Origin of the sequence: Paenibacillus paeoniae (assembly GCF_003388735.1) — a bacterium.
Classification (GTDB): Bacteria; Bacillota; Bacilli; order Paenibacillales; family Paenibacillaceae; genus Pristimantibacillus; species Pristimantibacillus paeoniae.
Window position 1 is genome coordinate 261440 of sequence record NZ_QUBQ01000005.1, and the last position, 16770, is coordinate 278209.

A 16770-nucleotide genomic window follows, 5' to 3' on the forward strand; every position below is an offset into this window, starting at 1 on the left:
TAGTAATTTATCCATGTTTATTGTAACCAAATAATGATCATAAATGATATCATCGGAATGTGTTATTAATTTGGTATATAAATGAGATTTATCGGAGGTGTCTTGATGAGATATGACAGGCTTAGCAGGGACTGGCAGAAGGAAGACGCTACATTTGCACCCAAACGAAAAGTCAATAACAAGAACAGCCATCAACATCCACATATTATAGGGAGTTTTTTCAGTCGTAAATTAGAACGTCCCGTAGAATATGAATCTCTTGGTGAGCGATTATTTTATTACTACTTGGAGTTAGAACAATCGGTTATTCGATATTACGTGCAACCTGTCGAGATACCAATTAGTAAAGATAACGGTGAATCATGGCTTTATGTCCCGGACGCGCTTGTTTATCGTCATCAGTCACCTCCGTTCCTTTATCAGGTCAAACATGAGCCTGACCCAAATGAAGATGAAAAATTGAAGCATATGTGAACAATATGCGGAGGATCAGGGGTGGGAGTATCTTGTCATTTATCCAAAGATGCTGCCTAATCTTCTCATTCGAAATATTAGCTTTCTCAAAAATTTCTTGAAGGAACGGGCATATTACTCGTCATGGAAAGAAAGGGTCATCTATCGACTGATCTGTTTAGAAAGCTGTACTGTAGATGAACTTGCTTATAGTTTCGAGGACGAATTTCACCCTTTATTAGTAAAGCCACTAATTTTTCATTTAATTGCAATAGGCAATTTTCACACTGAGGTGAACCAAACAGTTGGATCCGAGAGTATGATCACAATAAATTCGCTTATGAATCCTTTATTAATACATGAGAATAGGGTGATGAGCGATGTCCATTAATCAACTCAAGTTATATTCAGAATTTTATTTATTTGGCAAGAAGCATAAGATTATCTCCATTGAACCGCCATATGTTCGTATTAAGCGTCCTGACGGTGAGGATTTTCGCATGAAGTTTTCAGAAGTCGTGGGCCATTCAACGTTTCAACCTGATCGATCCATGAAGGTCACTAAAAAAGAGTTAGTGCCTATTGATACTCTTGCAAAACTGGCAGAACCAAAACGAGAAGAAGTGAGCGAACGTTTTGATGTCATCCGACCACTTCTTTTACTGGAAGAAATCAAAAGTCAAAACCTTAGATCGATTCAGAAGTTCATGGATCAATATAAGCATTTACTGAATGAAGGAGAAGAGCTTACTGCCATAACTCAAGAAGTTTTAATTCAACGTATAAATGAGACGAGGATTATTCAAAAAAAGAAAAAGGTATCCCGGTCGACCGTTGTGATATATTTGAAAGCATACCGGGAACAGGATAATCAACAAAATAATGGCGGAATTGAAGGGCTCGTGTCTAGAAAAGGAAGGGGATACACCGGTCGTAACGATACAAAATATCTTGAAATCTGCCATCCAGAGAAACCGGATATTGTGTTGGATGTTCTAAATGTTCGAATTGACGATGAATTAATCCCAATAGTTAAGTCAGTGATTGAACATGACTATCTAACTAAATACAACATTTCAAAAGCAACAGTATGGAGGTCAATTAAACGTGAATGTGGGATCAGACAATTACATGAGGTTAGTTATAGCACGATATCGGATATCATAGACCGCATAGATAAAAAAGCTAGAGAGAGGTTTCGAAATTTAAAGCAATCAAAAGCCATATACGACGATGTTGCTCGTGGGTATGCAGATCGAGACGCATTACATCCTCTGGATATTATACAAATCGATCACACACGACTGGATATGCAAGCAATAGATGATAAGACAGGGTTAACCATCGACCGCCCCTGGATTACACTTGGTATCGATGTTTTTAGCAGGATGCCTTGGTGCTTGTATATTTCGTTTGAACCTCCCAGTGCCAATGTTGTTCGGAAAGCCATTCAACACGGTGTATTCTTCAAAAATACGAAGCTTCAATATGGCACAGAGATGGAGTGGGAGGCATTTGGCGTGCCGAATGTTATCTATGTTGATAACGGTATGGATTTTAAAAGCTCCGATATTAAACGTCTTGTTAATGAAAGTTTGAAATCCGAAATTATGCACCGACCTGTACGATTGCCCAAATACGGGGCTATCATTGAACGATTATTTCGGACAATTAATGACGAGTTAATCCACAATATACTGGGGACAACGAAAAGTAAATTCGCAGATCTAGGTGAGATTAACCCTGAGGAAGAAGCTTGCCTGACCATTAATCAAATTCGAACGATTCTCATGATTTATTTGACAGATATGTACCCGATTCGTGATCATAGAGGATTGCCATCGAATAGTAAGACACCTTTGAATCGCTACTATGATGGCTGTATGGAGTCAGGTTTTCCAGAGTGGATTGAAACATCAGAAGAGGAACGGTATAAGCTTGAATTTATGCTAACACTTAAAAAGCCTTATACACGAGATGGTATCCGTTTTGGAAACCGCATTTACAAGGCTGAAGAGTGCAGTGATATTATTGGGCAAAAACAAACCAAGTATGTTGTTAAATACGATCCAGATGACATTTCGAAGATCTATTTGCTTCATCCTCGAAAAGAGCGATTCATTGAATTGTTCTTTGTTGCCCCATCTTATGAACAACTGGACGGAGTAAATGCTTATACCTATTCGAGGGTACTAAAATTGTGGAAGGAAGAAGGGGAAAGCAAGAAAAAGAGTATCCCAGGAAATGATCAGTATGCACGAGCAGCTAAGAAAATTAAAGATGAAATTAAGGCTCAAAACCGTAACTAGTGGTTGACGAAGTAGAAAAGTGAGTAGAACGAGGATAGAAATGGAAAAACATCTGCAGTTCCTGTATTGTTGTAAGTCCTACCCAACAACAAAAAAGGAAATGACAGATGCCAATACAGTATATCAACGAATTGCTCGGATTACCAGAGCTACAACTTCATAAAATGGTCTCCATGGATACAAAAGAAGTTCATCTGGAGGCATCACCAGTGGCCTACAAACAACCTTGTCCTCTTTGTCATTCGGAATCCCCTGTGAAGCGTGACGGTCGAAACCGTACACGTCAGATTCGGCATCTAAGTATCTTTGGGAGGAAAAGCTATCTGCATGTTCCATCGATCCGTATGGCTTGTACGCAATGCCAAATTAGCTTCGTTTGGGCCTACGACTTTGTAGGTCCTAAACAGCGATACAGTCATGCTTTCCGTGATCAAACCGTAGAACAGACACTCGGATCCACGGCAATACATAGCGCACAAATGCAACAAGCACCTGCTAGTACGGTGCAACGAATGCATCAGGAAGCCCTCCACGTTGAATGCGAGCGCTTGACGAAACTAGCTTGGCGTGAAGCCGAAAACACCTCCGGCTTGGTACTGGGGATTGACGACTTCGCGATTAAAAAAGGGCACACGTATAATACAGGCATTCATAATCTAAAAGGCGAAACGATGCTGGATCTTTGGGCTGGGAGGAAGCTTGAAGACTTGCGTGCTAATGCTCACGAGCATCCCCACTTTCTAGCGTTGAAGCCCAAAGCAGTTGTGATGGACCTGGCAGAGCGTATCACACATGGATTAGCGAATGCTTCCCACGTGCCATTCGTATTGCAGATCGGTTCCATGTTCATGGCTATGTCATCGAAAGTATTCAGGAGATTCGAAAGTCGATTCAGTACATGCTGTCCCCTAGGGCCAGAGCAACCCTGAAAAGCCATCATCGGCTGCTGAATCCACCGATGGACCAACTGTCTGAAACGAGCAAGGCTCAGTTAGAAATTCTGCTTGCCTTCTCTCCGTTGCTACGAAGCGTTTGGGAATGGGAGGAGGCATTTTCTCAGTGGTATGACTGCTCACCTAACATTAACATAGCTCGCCTTGGATTCAATCGCTGGTTGGAGCAAGGTGAGAATATTGACCGTCCTGCCGTCCAGAGTACGTTGAAAACCATGCGAAACTGGCAAGAGGAGATCGTGAATTACCATCGTTGTCGTTTTACGAATGCAACCGTTGAAGGGCGGCATAATCGGATCAAGGCTTACCAGCGTCGGCACTACTTCACACGTAATCGGGAGTGCTATAAAGCGGGTATTTTAGTTGAATGCAATCGACGCCATTTAACGAGTTAAAAAGTTCAACCACTAATTTTTAGATTGAGCCTCATAATTATTTGTTTTCCATTAACTCATCTCAAAAAAATACGATGATTCGTAACGCAACACCTGGATATTAAGGGATTTTCAGTATATATGATGATCTCATACAATATGTACTAACACAACAGCGCGATATGAACTACATCGATATTAGAAATTTTCATATTCTATTTGACCATAAAAAATGCATGCATGCTCGAATTGGTTACCTAAAAAAATTGAAGTTGATACATGATGATGGAAGTTCGGATATTGAAGGTTTGTTTCTTGATATTTATAAACAATCAGAGATAATACTTGATTTGGTAATTAAATATAATATTAGTAAGATGAAAATAGATTTGACCTCCATAATGAAAGGAATTCGCGAAAACGAACAAGCCGCATTGCAACTACTTCTGTCGAAGCTCAACGAATAAAGATTGTTAGCCAAGGCTTATAAAGGTCAGATTGATCAGCTTGAATATATAGTTTCTGACGATGAGGGGAAGACTTTCTCGTCGCCGCTTAGTTATGGCTATACACGGCTTTGACAAGAGTGGGTATCTGCATGTGATTTCAGCCATGTTCGTAAGCACTATTGCGGGAAAATGTACCGTGTTTATTCAATCAAGTGCATGCGTCATTTGGATGAAGCAACCTGTTGGAAACCTTACAGTTATTTCGCATGCGGTTGAAATGATATCTTAGGACGAAGTCACTTTCCCAAACCGCTCATGTACCACTCAGCGCATGAAGAACTCCATTTAAGAGGAACAAGTTCTAAACGCAGAATGCAAGTGTGTTCTGTAGGAGGGTGGCACGCTAACCGACTTACACTACTAGTCATTAGTCTTCTCAGTGGCAGCTCTTCTTAGAACCTTTGACTGTTAGGGACTTGCAGTATTTAGATTATATCCATTTGCGTTTAACTTTCACTACGAATAATTTACTTTATTGTATATCGTCGAGGTCTGGTCTGTATATTGCTAGAAGTCTACAGCTTTAACTTCAGCACATCCTCCCTGAATTCGCTAGGGGTCAAAGAATGAAATCTTTTAAATAATAAACTGAATTGCGATACACTGTTATATCCGACTAACTCGGCAATTTCTTTAATGGTAAATTCGGGATTCGCTAGTAACACCTTAGCCGCTTTCATTCTTAATTGATTAAGAAATAAAATGGGGGAAGTATTAAATACTTTGGAATAAGTATTGCTTAAGTACGTTGGGTGTACGCCGACATAATCAGCTAGATCTTGAAGTGATAATGGAGTGTTGTAGTTCTTCCTGATATACCTGTTTAGTTGAATCAATCTAGGGTCGATACGATCTCGGTTGTTTTGTGGTCGCTGTGGTTTATTAATTTGTTCAAGAAGCTTTATGATGTGAGAGCGACATTCTTCAGCAGTAGATCTACCTGTTAATATTGATATAAATAGGTGTTGCTCAAAGTCAGTTGAGAAAAAGTCTTTATTCATCTTAATCCCACAATTAAATTTAATTCCTTGTAATGTGGCAGGATAGGAGCTGATATTCTGAATGGAAAAAGGACCCTGGCTGCACTGGAATAGTCCTGACTTCTTTTCATTTAATTTAACATGGATGCGGTTAAAACAAATTTCTATAACATTATTAGATTTAATAAAGATAAAGTCATGTTTATTGGTATACCACCGTTCTAACTCTCCTGGGAATAAGACTACGTCACTAAACATTGATTTCACTCTCATGACGACCCTCATCTCATTGAATGTTAACAATTTACATATGTTTATATTCTACAGATATTATTGTACAAGGTGAAGACCAATGGTAGATTGTGTAATATGTCGCATCATAACATATGGAGACGATTATATGAAGAATAAGTTGGGTTATGTTGAACGATTTACTCAGTATGTAACAAAATATGAAAGATCCTTCTCTGAGAAAATCAATTTTTTAATCGAGAATAATGCACATCAATATACTTGTGATTCAAACGTCAACACAACTGACTATTTTGAATTGATCTCAGGTTTATCGAAAAACTGTCCTTCTACTGCTTTAAGTTTTTCAATGCATCTATACACGCAGTGGGGAATGCAACATATACTCCCGGATAAGATACTCAGTGGAATCTTGCATCCAGAAATGGACAACAAAAAGATATTTGGATCGCTAAACGAGCCGGGAATATATTTCGTTAGAGAAGATCAGTTGATTCCAGATCATTTTTTGATCCATGCGAGGAGAACGAATGATGGGTATCTAGTAAACGGAGTGAAAAAATTTGTTTCGTTAGAGCCTTTTGTACATTTCCTTCCCGTATATTGTTATGTGGAAAATCCATCAGAACATGAGGGGCGGGTTGCAGTCCTACTCCTGAGAAAAAGTGCTGAGGGTATATCTATAGAAGCAGATTGGGACACCATATCAATGACAGAGAGTCGTAGCAATACTGTGCGCTTCGACAATGTTCATGTTTCGCATTCTGATGTGCTATTAGAGAAGAAAGATGCATTACAGAAAACGAATGTATTTGCCTATCTTTTCCGTCTTAGTATCGTTTCTGTTTATTTCGGAATTGCTCAGAAGGCATACCAATTCGTATTAGACCATTGCAAAGATAGACAAGTTCCTCATACGAATCGCACCTTATCTTTCTTCCCAGGCGTTCAATTTTCAGTTGCAGAGATGTTGATGTTGCTAGAGGGAAGTCGTTCACAAATTATAAGATATTGCGAACTGCTTCAAAAATATCTTGAAGGCAATTCTATGGAGGACAATATAAGTATTATCAGTTTGATGACCAAAGAGATTGTTGTAAAAAACGCTGAACAGCTTGTCAATCTCGCAATGAAAGTTGTCGGAATCAGTAGCATTACCAATAAGAACATTCTTTCAAAGTTGTATCAAGATGTAAAGGCTGGACAGTTTCACCCTCCACAATCTGATGTCTCTTATGAAATGATTGCCAAACACGAATTAGGCGTTCTGACTCATCGAACTCGCTGGCTATAGAAAGGGGAAACATAATGAATGTATCATTTGACATTCCGGTGAAACTCGTAGATAAGGTTGAGATATTGCTAGAGCGAGTACCATATTTATCGGAAAGTATTTTGGGAATAACTTATTGCAAAGATAAGCAAGTTGTTGAGTTAATTCTGAATGAAATCGGAATGAATTCGGGGCAATTGAACGAATTGAGGGAGTCATATCAGGATTTGTGTAGTAGTCTTGAAAATACACGTGTTATAAAAGAACGAGTCGTAAAAAGTAATCTAATTCCGGTTAATCGCAAACAATGGGAATTTAATGAAAATAAATATGAATATCCCTGTTTTATGGATGAGTATGACATTACATTGATGGAAGGCTTGGATAGTGAGTTTACCAAAATTGCAATAAATCATGGAGCAGTAAAGCGGGAATATCCCTCTGTTTTAAGCAAACACAACATGACCCGAAACCAATATCACATCCATTTCCCGCAAAACATTTTCGGGGTTACATCTGTACCACATGAATACGAAGCGATTAACAATTTCCGCAACAAGACTCAAACAGAATCTTATGATGAATCCTTTAAATATAATGGAGATATATTACAGCCTTGTATATGCTACCACTGCTATGAGGAACTGCAAGGTATGACTTTGCTAGAGGGGAAAATTCTCACTGGAAAAGGGAAATGCTTTCGTCATGAGATCGAATGGAGAAAAGATAATTTTAGACGTAACGAGTTTTCGATGCGAGAAATTGTAATTATAGGACAAGAAAGCATGGTAGTTGACATGCGCAATCAAATTTTGGAAAATGTTTGGGGCTTATTTGAATCCTTCGGGTTGAAAGGAAGAATATCCACAGCTACCGACCCGTTCTTCTTTAGCCAAGATTTGAAGACAAAAGGGACATATCAGATGATGAGCAATGCTAAATACGAACTGCTTGTTACCACTTCGAATGGTAAAGAAGTCTCAATAGCGTCCTTTAATTACTGTCAGGATATGCTTTGTTCAAAGTATGAGATTAAAGGTCGCGATGAGGTAGCATTGCATTCTGGTTGCGTCGCATTTGGTATAGATCGATGGAAAGAAGCACTAATAGACGTTCATGGTCGAGAATTTAATAAATGGAATGAGATAGATATTATGAGGGGGATATTACTTTGACGGTCCCGCAAGTTTCTGCGTTGGAACAAGTGGTTGCTAAGAAATTAAGTGAAGTGCTTAACAGAGCGACAGACCTTAACTTTGAAATTGACTTAAGGAATGAAGGTTTGGACTCCATCAAAACGATTGAGTTTATTGTTAACTTGGAAGTAGAGTTTGATATTGAAATTGATGATCAAGATCTATTAGTTGAAAACTTTTCGACTATTAACAAAGTCACAAAATTACTATCGGAGAACTATGGAGTACAGCAATGAACCGTACTGTCATTTTAGTTGAGTCTGGAAATCGGGGGGCTGAAATCCCTTCTTTCAGGAAACTAGGGTTTAATGTCATATACATTCATTCTGGAGTTATTCCTTATGAACAAGATAATATAGCTCAAGCCAATAAAATTATATTTGATAAAGGAATTATTCAATACGAACGACTTGCTGAAATCATCAGTGAACTTCACAATCTATGTACAATTGAAACGATTTGTTCAACAAGTGACTTTTTTATAACATCAGTATGCCGACTATGTGAGAAGTATGGGTATAGATCTCTGAACTCCAATATTGCAGCGACTTTTCATTATAAAAATAAGTTCAGGGAAAAACAGAGAAAATTTCATTATAATGTTCCAGACTTTTATTCATTTGAGGATTTAACTGTCGCAGTTCAGTTTTATAACAACGCTGAGAAGAAAGAATGGATATTCAAGCCTGTCAATGGGAATGAGTCAGTCGCAGTACAGCTTGTTCAATCTGAACAGGAACTTAGAGATTGCTATAAACAGCTAAAGTATCTCTCGAGATATACGGGGTCTTTATTGAGCCCAAGCTTTTTACTGGAAGAATATATCGTAGGGAATATATACAGCTGTGAATTTATAGTTTCAGATGGTCAGTTTCAAGTTTTTGGAGTAACCAATCGGTTAATGAGCGAACTGCCCTACTTTGTAGAATTGGGATATTCGTTTCCGGTTTACGGTGATGTTGCAGAATTGGTTATTGAAGAAACGAAGAGATTTATTAAGGATTTTCAGTATAATTTCGGCCCATGTCATATCGAGTATATAGTAAGTCCTGACAACAAAATATATATTCTAGAAGTGAATCCGCGTCTTATTGGTCCGCCCAATCCATGGATGATTGATCGTGCTTTGGGGATATCGGTTTTCGATACCATATGCTCTCTATATATTACTGGAGAAATACTAGAGCCAGTTAATTATGCTACTAACTACTCGGCGTGTCTAGAGGTAACAAGTCCTGTCTCAGGATATTTAAGACAATTGCACATTGATAGCAATTATCTTGCACGGAATGATGCTCATGTAATTCTTATGAAAGAGAAAGAGGAATACATCAATAGTGCAACCTCAAATACGGATATTCTAGCAAGGATTCTCACAACTGCCGATACTATTCATGGAGCACAAAAGCTTGCCAAAGAGATATATGATAATATTCGGCTTGATGTAAGTATAAAACCACGTGAGTTATCTGCACAAAATGTTGGGTGGTTAATTTAGAGCTATACCAAAGAGGGATGATATGTGGTGAACATATTTGAAGAAGTTGAATCCAACGTAAGATCATATTGCAGATCTTTTCCTGATACATTTTTGAGTGCTAAAGGCTCGATTATAAAAGCAGCATCTGGGAAGCCGTATATTGATTTCTTTGCAGGGGCAGGCGCACTCAACTACGGTCATAATCATGAACATATCAAGAGAAGGCTAATTGAATATATCGAGTCGGATGGAATCATTCACTCACTTGATATGTATACAGTCGCCAAAGAACAGTTCCTCCATTCATTCCGCTTAACAACATTAAATAAGCTCAATTATCCATATAAAGTACAGTTTTGCGGGCCAACAGGTACAAATGCTGTTGAAGCAGCGATTAAACTGGCAAGAAAAGTGACAAAAAGAGCTGGAATATTTGCATTTATGGGTAGTTTCCATGGAATGTCACTTGGGAGTCTTTCTATTACGAGTAACAACTACCACAGACAAGCAGCCGGAATTCCGTTATCTAATGTTACCTTTATACCATATCCAGGAGACATCTATGATATTAATTCAATTGATTACATTGAAAAAATCCTTCAGGATGATCACTCTGGAGTTGATAAACCAGCAGCCATTGTTGTTGAGACGATTCAAGCTGAAGGTGGCATAAATATAGCACCTATTGATTGGTTACAAGCACTAAGTGAAATATGTAAGAAACATGAAATCTTACTTATCTGTGATGAAGTGCAAGTAGGGTGTGGGCGAACAGGATCATTTTTCTCTTTTGAAGAAGCTGGAATCGTTCCTGACTTAGTTATTCTATCTAAGTCAATCAGTGGTTATGGATTGCCAATGGCGCTCTTATTAATCAAAGAGCAATATGATATTTGGGCTCCAGGAGAACATAATGGTACATTTCGTGGCAATCAGCTAGCATTCGTTGCAGCTACTGCTGCATTAGAACTATGGGATTCGAAGCAGTTTCAAGAGGTAGCAAGAGAGAATTCTTCTTTAATAAAAACTGTATTTGAAAAAAAATTCGTCACATTAGATCCCGAGATTCAGGTGAGAGGAAAAGGGATGATATGGGGCATTGATTTTAGCGGTATACCTATTAAAGAAATAGCATATGAAGTCAGAGATATATGTTTTTCAAATGGATTGATCGTAGAATGTGTTGGGCGCAAAGATACGGTAGTGAAGATTCTTCCACCATTAACAATAGAGCAGGGAGTATTAAGACAGGGACTTGAAATACTAGCGGATAGTATCAAAATGGCATTAAAGAGAGTAGTGGCTCATAAACGGGGGTGAATTATGGAACACGCAACAATAAAAGCGGAAAATCAGCATAGTACTATTGATAAGCCAAGATTGATTAAAATATATTGGTGGACGCTTCGCTTTCTTAAGCCATATAAGGTTTTATTTGCAACTAGTTTATTCTTAGGACTAATGATCGCTTCTGCACAGATTTCCATGCCTAAATTTATCCAGGTGCTAGTGGATGACGTTCTCCCGTCCAATGATTTGTCGAGATATCGAGAGATACTCGTCGTCTTAACAGGTGTTATTGCAATTGTAATTATCTCCACCATATTAAAGCATCTAACGGATCGTAAGGTGCAGGAGTGGGTTGCGGGAGATATGCAAATAGGGGTATTTCAGAAGATGCGCAGTCTGGGGTACTCATTTTATGAAAAGCATCCTGTTGGTGAGATTTTCTCGCTATTTCATACTGAGGTCGAAGCCATTCAAAAGATCAATCGAAAATATCTCCCGACTATTATTCAATATGCAATTACTTTTGCGGTGACCTTTATTTTCATGGCAATGCTCAATTGGCAGCTATCACTTGTGTTTATTCCAGGTATTCTTCTCTATTATCTGATTGGCCCTTATTTTGAAAGGAAGTCTGCTGATTATGCCAAGAAACTAGCTGACTATCATGCTGAATTGAATAAAAAACAGTATGATAGTATCTCTGCGATGATGGAGTTGCGAGCATACGGGCAGGAAAAGTGGAAACTGGATCAATTGCTGGAACAAGACCGAAAGACTGCAGCCATCAATGTAGTATATTTCAAACTCATTAACTACCGAGGGGCATTTCGAAGGGTAGCAGTGTACTTCAGCGGTGTATTAATGTTCGTATGTGGATACTTTTTCGTTTCTGAAGAACTGTTAACAGTTGGAGAGTTTATAGCATTCACCATCCTATACTACAAGGTGATGTTTGATCTTACGATCTTGATTACAAACTTGACGGAGCAGCGAGTGTTATTGTATCAGACTATTCGACTATATCACTTTATGGAGCTTGCGCCCGATGTGAAGGAAGTTGATCATCCCAATGTGCTACATGAAGTCAGAGGAGGAATCGAACTTCAAAATGTTCGTTTCGGTTATACATCCTCATCGGATGTAGTGAATAACATTAACCTTTCGATACAACCAGGTGAAAAAGTCGCACTGGTTGGTAAGAGCGGACATGGGAAGTCCAGCTTAATTAAACTGATATCCAGATTCTACGATCCTGCTTATGGTGCAGTTTATCTGGATGGGGTTAACTTGACACAGTTATCATTAAAACAGTTGAGAGAAAGCATGGGATACGTATTCCAGGAAACTTACTTATATGGAGGCACAGTAAAGGAGAATATCCAGTTCGGCAATGAAAGTGCATCGGAGGATGATATCGTTGCTGCGGCTACAGCAGCTTCAGCTCACAAGTTTATTATGGCACTGCCTGAAGGATACGATACCGTTATCGGTGAGCGTGGGAACAAGCTTTCAGGTGGTCAGCGGCAACGAATTGCCATCGCTCGTATGATTTTGAAGAATCCAAGAATAATTGTCTTAGATGAAGCGACATCGGCTCTCGATCATGAGAATGAGGCAGAGGTGAAGAAAGCCCTGGATCAACTGTTTAAGGACAGAACCATTATCGCAGTAGCACATCGAATTTCCACCATTCAGGATTTTGACAAAATTGTTGTTGTAGAGAATGGCGAAATTGCTGAAGTTGGAACTTATGATAGCTTGCTTGAGAGAAATGGAGCATTTTATCAGCTTCTGATGGGGGAGAAGAGAGATGCTACAAACGCTTAGATGGATCTTTAACTATATTGCACAAGTCAAACGCATTTATATTAGTGCATTAGTTTTGTTGGTTATCTCGGTTGTAACAAATTTGCTTATTACGATTAGCCAAAAATATATCATCGATGATGTTTTTATTGCCGGCGATTATCACTTGTTTCCATACTTTTTAGGATTCTTTCTCTTGATGGCATGCTCGTACATCGCTTCATGGTGTTTTAAGGACATCCTGTTCGAACGAGCCTCGGATAAGCTGAGACTGATCATGAGAAAAGAATATATGCAGTTTCTTTACAGAATGCCGGTTAAAGATTACCAGAAGGAACGAATCGGTAGCTTTGTCTCTTATCTAAACGAGTTCATGAATTCAAAGAATGTGTATATTTGGAACTTCCCGGGATTAATAGAAAAGCTGCTCAATCTCATATTGCTTCTAGCGATTGTCTGTTATGTTATGCCGGAATTGCTGGTGATCATAATACCTCTCTCCGTGATTTACATTGTTCAGGGCAAATATTTCGGTTCACGAATCCATGGAATATCGGTGGAGAGGAATGAATTAAAAGCTAAGCACAATGTCAATATCGAAGAGGGAATATCCTCCTCAAGAGAAGTGATTGCCTTTCATAAAGTTCGTTGGGAAATTATAAGGCTCAAACAAAGTTTTCAACGGTATTTGGAAAAAGTGTTCGAGTTGGTCAGGCTGGAAAGCAAGCAGCTCTATATCTCAGAACCATTACGCTGGGGCTCTAATCTTTTGATCCTTGGGTATGGGGGATATCAGGTGATCCAAGGGAACGTGTCGCTCGGTACATTTATTGTTTTCTATCAGTTTTCTATTCAGCTGTTAGATGCAATTCAAGGGGTCTATAATTCGACAATGCAATTTTCTAATGCTTATGGGGGGATGTACAAAGCGAAAAATATTATTCAAGGTGAACAGATCAATGTCGGTGACACTGAAATGGCTAAAGCCATCGAAAACATTGACTTAAAAGATATCAGTTTCTCGTATAGAAAAGAACAAGGCAGAGTACTAGATTCCATATCAATGGAAATCCCTGTTGGGAAAAAGGTAGCTATTATTGGAGAGAGTGGCTCCGGAAAATCCACGATAGCTCAATTGTTACTTCGATTTTATGAGCCTGATGAAGGGAAGATCGAAGTCAATCATGTATCTCTTAATCACATAGACAGAGTGTCATGGGCCCAAAAGGTGAAGGTAGTGTTCCAGGATCCATATCTCTTTCCCGATACTCTCCGAATGAATATTCTTATGGGAAGAGATTTTACCCAAGCACAATTGGAAAAGGCATGCAAGGAGGCTGAAATCCACGACACAATCATGGAGCTGCCGAATGGATACGATACTCTGTTGGGGGAACGTGGAATTACTTTATCTGGTGGTCAGCGTCAAAGAATCGCATTAGCTAGATCGATTATTGGCAATCCTGAGATCCTGATTCTTGATGAGGCGACTTCTGCATTGGACCTAGAGACAGAGAGACGAGTACATGCCAATATTGATACATTGAGAAAAGGAAGGACAACTATAATTATTGCACATCGGTTATCAACGGTTGAGAATGCAGATGTTCGCTATTGCATCAGTCAAGGAAAAATTTCACTTAATTAATACCTGAATCCGTGACATCTCATTATTCTACGAAGTTTAAGCTTAGTTACCAAAAATATATTGATAACGTGCTTAAATTGGTACGACTTGAAGGAAGACAACTATATGTTTCTGAACCAATGAGATGGGGTTCCAATCTTTTGATTTTAGGTTACGGTGGGTATCAGGTAATTCAAGGGAATGTATCCTTAGGGACGTTTGTTGTATTTTATCAATTAACTATTCAGTTACTTAATGCAATTCAAGGAATTTATAATTCAACGATGCATCTTTTCAATGCTTACTGGGGCATACACAAGGCTAAACAATTAATTGATGGTGATCAGGTCAATCTGGGAGAGGTTGTTTTGGAACAGCCAATACGAAGTTTAGTTTTTAAGAATGTGAGCTTCTCTTATCATGATGATAATACGAGAATCCTTAACTCGCTTTCCATGGAAATTCCAACAGAAAAAAAAAGTGGCCATTGTTGGAGATGGTAAATCGGGTAAATCAACAATTGCACATTTTCTTCTTCGGTTTTATGAAGCGAAACAAGGGACGATAGAGGTTATTAATATTCCTATAAATTATATTTCTAAAGAATCATGGTCAAAAAAGTTAGCGTTGTGTTTCAAGAACTCTACTTATTTCCCAATACAAGTAGATCAAACATTCTTTTTGGTAGGGACTTTTCTCAAACCGAACTAGAACAAGCATATAGGGATGTTGAAATTCACAAAACTATTATGGAATTTTCCGACGGATACGATACTTTATTGGGAAACGTGGGATTACATTATCGGTGGCCAGCGTCAAAGGATTTTTTTGGCTAGAGCAATTAGTGGGAATTCTGAGGTATTAATTCTTGATGAAGCAACTTCAGCGCTAGATTTGGAGACTGAGAGGCGTGTTCAAGCGAATGTTGATAGATTGAGAGAAGGAATGACAACCATTATCATTACTCATCAATTATCAAAAATGGATAATATTAGTTATTTTATATATATAAAAAATATTAAACAGGTAAATTGGACTTCTTTTTATAAAAAGTTAAGTGAGGTGGTGTGTTATGGGGAATATAGAAAATTATAATGATTTAAGTTTTGAAAACCAGATTTTATTATTATTCTCAAAAAGTAGTATGATTCAGGAAGAAGTCGAGCTTTTTACTAAATTAATCGGGCAACATATGAACTGGAGTTATGTGCTGGGGCAATTATATTTTCATAAAATTCCCGGCATCGCATGGAGAAATATTAGTAAGTATATTTTAGAGCAAGGTAATATAAAATGTGCTTACTCTAAATTATATAGTACCCTTCAGCAAACATATCTTTCAAATATTGCGAGGGCAAAAGAGCAATTTGAACTTTCTATACCCTTACTATCACAATTGGAGAGAGAAGGTATAAATTATGCTTTACTCAAGGGTATAGTTCTTTCAAACAGTATTTATAATGACTATGGTTGCCGTGAATTTAATGATCTCGACATACTGATTGATAGGGCTTCAATTAAAGAGGTTTCTCAAATATTAAACAAATTAGGTTATGTTCAGGGGACAATTGATTTTAGGACAAATAAAGTGATAAGTTCGGAAAGAAAAGAAATCGCACTTTGGTCAATGGTTTCTCACGAGGTTTATCCATTTATCAAGCAATTTGACATGCCGTTATCAAAGTACCATAAGGCTGATATTCAATTTTCGATTGATTTGTTGACCTCAACAAGAACAGATGAAGAAGTAAGTGTTTTTTTAAAAAGAAGTCAAACTGTAAGTATAATGGGGCATAAATTATCAACATTGTCATGGGCAGATTTTTTAATATTCCTATGTATACATTTTTATAAAGAAGCTATCAATTATGACGAAGTGATCAAGTATAAAGATTTACTTTTATATAAGTCATGCGATATTCACAACATGGTAAATAACCATAATTTAAATATTGATTGGTATCAATTAATTGATACTGTAAAGACATTTAATATTGAAAAATCAATATATTACTCTCTTTATTATGTTAGTCAACTCTATGGAAATTTTATACCGGTATTTGTTTTAGAAGCTTTGAAGCCAAATAATCTTGATTATTTAAACAAAGTAACTTTCTACGAAAAAGATCACGGTTTATTTACCTGGACAGATACAATAGTGAATAGATTTTTTAACCCAATGCGGGTATCTGAACTAATCGATCTTAACTTAAAAAAAACATGAGAAAGATATTATTTGGCTTATATCATTGATACTTGATAGGAAAA

Annotated in this window: 12 protein-coding genes and 2 pseudogenes; 13 read left to right on the forward strand and 1 reads right to left on the reverse strand. The window is 37.9% G+C overall.

Annotated elements, in window-relative coordinates; genetic code table 11:
* The first annotated feature begins 105 nt into the window (after nt 1-105).
* From DX130_RS21635 to DX130_RS21650, 3 genes and pseudogenes are all read left to right on the forward strand, one after another.
* Nucleotides 106-474: a TnsA endonuclease N-terminal domain-containing protein gene (locus DX130_RS21635; protein WP_165861399.1), complete on the forward strand. Its 369-nt coding sequence runs from the start codon at nt 106-108 to the stop codon at nt 472-474.
* A 359-nt stretch (nt 475-833) separates the two neighbouring features.
* Entirely contained in the window at nt 834-2762 is a 1929-nt protein-coding gene (locus DX130_RS21645) for a Mu transposase C-terminal domain-containing protein (protein WP_116048908.1), read from the forward strand.
* A gap of 107 nt (nt 2763-2869) precedes the next feature.
* Nucleotides 2870-4110, forward strand: a pseudogene (locus tag DX130_RS21650) (ISL3 family transposase).
* 1003 nt (nt 4111-5113) lie between these two features.
* Here DX130_RS21650 and DX130_RS21660 read toward each other — a convergent pair.
* The gene (locus DX130_RS21660; RefSeq protein ID WP_165861400.1) at nt 5114-5851 is read right to left on the reverse strand and encodes a helix-turn-helix transcriptional regulator; all 738 of its coding nucleotides are present in this window, start codon (nt 5849-5851) and stop codon (nt 5114-5116) included.
* Nucleotides 5852-5978: 127 nt separating this feature from the next.
* Between DX130_RS21660 and DX130_RS21665 the strand changes: the two genes are divergently transcribed.
* From DX130_RS21665 to DX130_RS21710, 10 genes and pseudogenes are all read left to right on the forward strand, one after another.
* Nucleotides 5979-7124 carry an acyl-CoA dehydrogenase family protein gene (locus tag DX130_RS21665; protein WP_165861401.1) on the forward strand — a complete coding sequence of 382 codons (1146 nt, stop codon included), beginning with the start codon at nt 5979-5981 and terminating at the stop codon, nt 7122-7124.
* A 14-nt stretch (nt 7125-7138) separates the two neighbouring features.
* Nucleotides 7139-8278, forward strand: coding sequence for a class-II aminoacyl-tRNA synthetase family protein (locus DX130_RS21670; protein WP_116048915.1), 1140 nt, complete (start codon nt 7139-7141; stop codon nt 8276-8278).
* On the forward strand, nt 8275-8535 hold the full coding sequence (locus tag DX130_RS21675; protein ID WP_165861402.1) for an acyl carrier protein: 261 nt from the start codon (nt 8275-8277) through the stop codon (nt 8533-8535). Before DX130_RS21670 ends, DX130_RS21675 begins: the two co-directional genes overlap by 4 nt.
* Nucleotides 8532-9797 carry an ATP-grasp domain-containing protein gene (locus DX130_RS21680; protein ID WP_116048918.1) on the forward strand — a complete coding sequence of 422 codons (1266 nt, stop codon included), beginning with the start codon at nt 8532-8534 and terminating at the stop codon, nt 9795-9797. The genes DX130_RS21675 and DX130_RS21680 overlap by 4 nt, the downstream gene beginning before the upstream one ends.
* A gap of 27 nt (nt 9798-9824) precedes the next feature.
* Nucleotides 9825-11099 (forward strand): diaminobutyrate--2-oxoglutarate transaminase, encoded by a 1275-nt coding sequence (gene ectB, locus DX130_RS21685; protein ID WP_116049056.1) that lies wholly within the window; start codon nt 9825-9827, stop codon nt 11097-11099.
* A 3-nt stretch (nt 11100-11102) separates the two neighbouring features.
* The gene (locus tag DX130_RS21690) at nt 11103-12896 is read left to right on the forward strand and encodes an ABC transporter ATP-binding protein (protein WP_116048920.1); all 1794 of its coding nucleotides are present in this window, start codon (nt 11103-11105) and stop codon (nt 12894-12896) included.
* Nucleotides 12880-14523, forward strand: a complete 1644-nt coding sequence (locus DX130_RS21695) for an ABC transporter ATP-binding protein (RefSeq protein ID WP_116048921.1) — start codon at nt 12880-12882, stop codon at nt 14521-14523. The genes DX130_RS21690 and DX130_RS21695 overlap by 17 nt, the downstream gene beginning before the upstream one ends.
* Nucleotides 14524-14663: 140 nt before the next feature.
* Nucleotides 14664-15005: an ABC transporter ATP-binding protein gene (locus DX130_RS26600; protein ID WP_165861382.1), complete on the forward strand. Its 342-nt coding sequence runs from the start codon at nt 14664-14666 to the stop codon at nt 15003-15005.
* Nucleotides 14926-15597: pseudogene (locus tag DX130_RS27080) on the forward strand (ABC transporter ATP-binding protein). Before DX130_RS26600 ends, DX130_RS27080 begins: the two are co-directional and overlap by 80 nt.
* Nucleotides 15575-16726: a nucleotidyltransferase domain-containing protein gene (locus tag DX130_RS21710; protein WP_116048925.1), complete on the forward strand. Its 1152-nt coding sequence runs from the start codon at nt 15575-15577 to the stop codon at nt 16724-16726. Before DX130_RS27080 ends, DX130_RS21710 begins: the two are co-directional and overlap by 23 nt.
* Nucleotides 16727-16770: the final 44 nt, after the last annotated feature.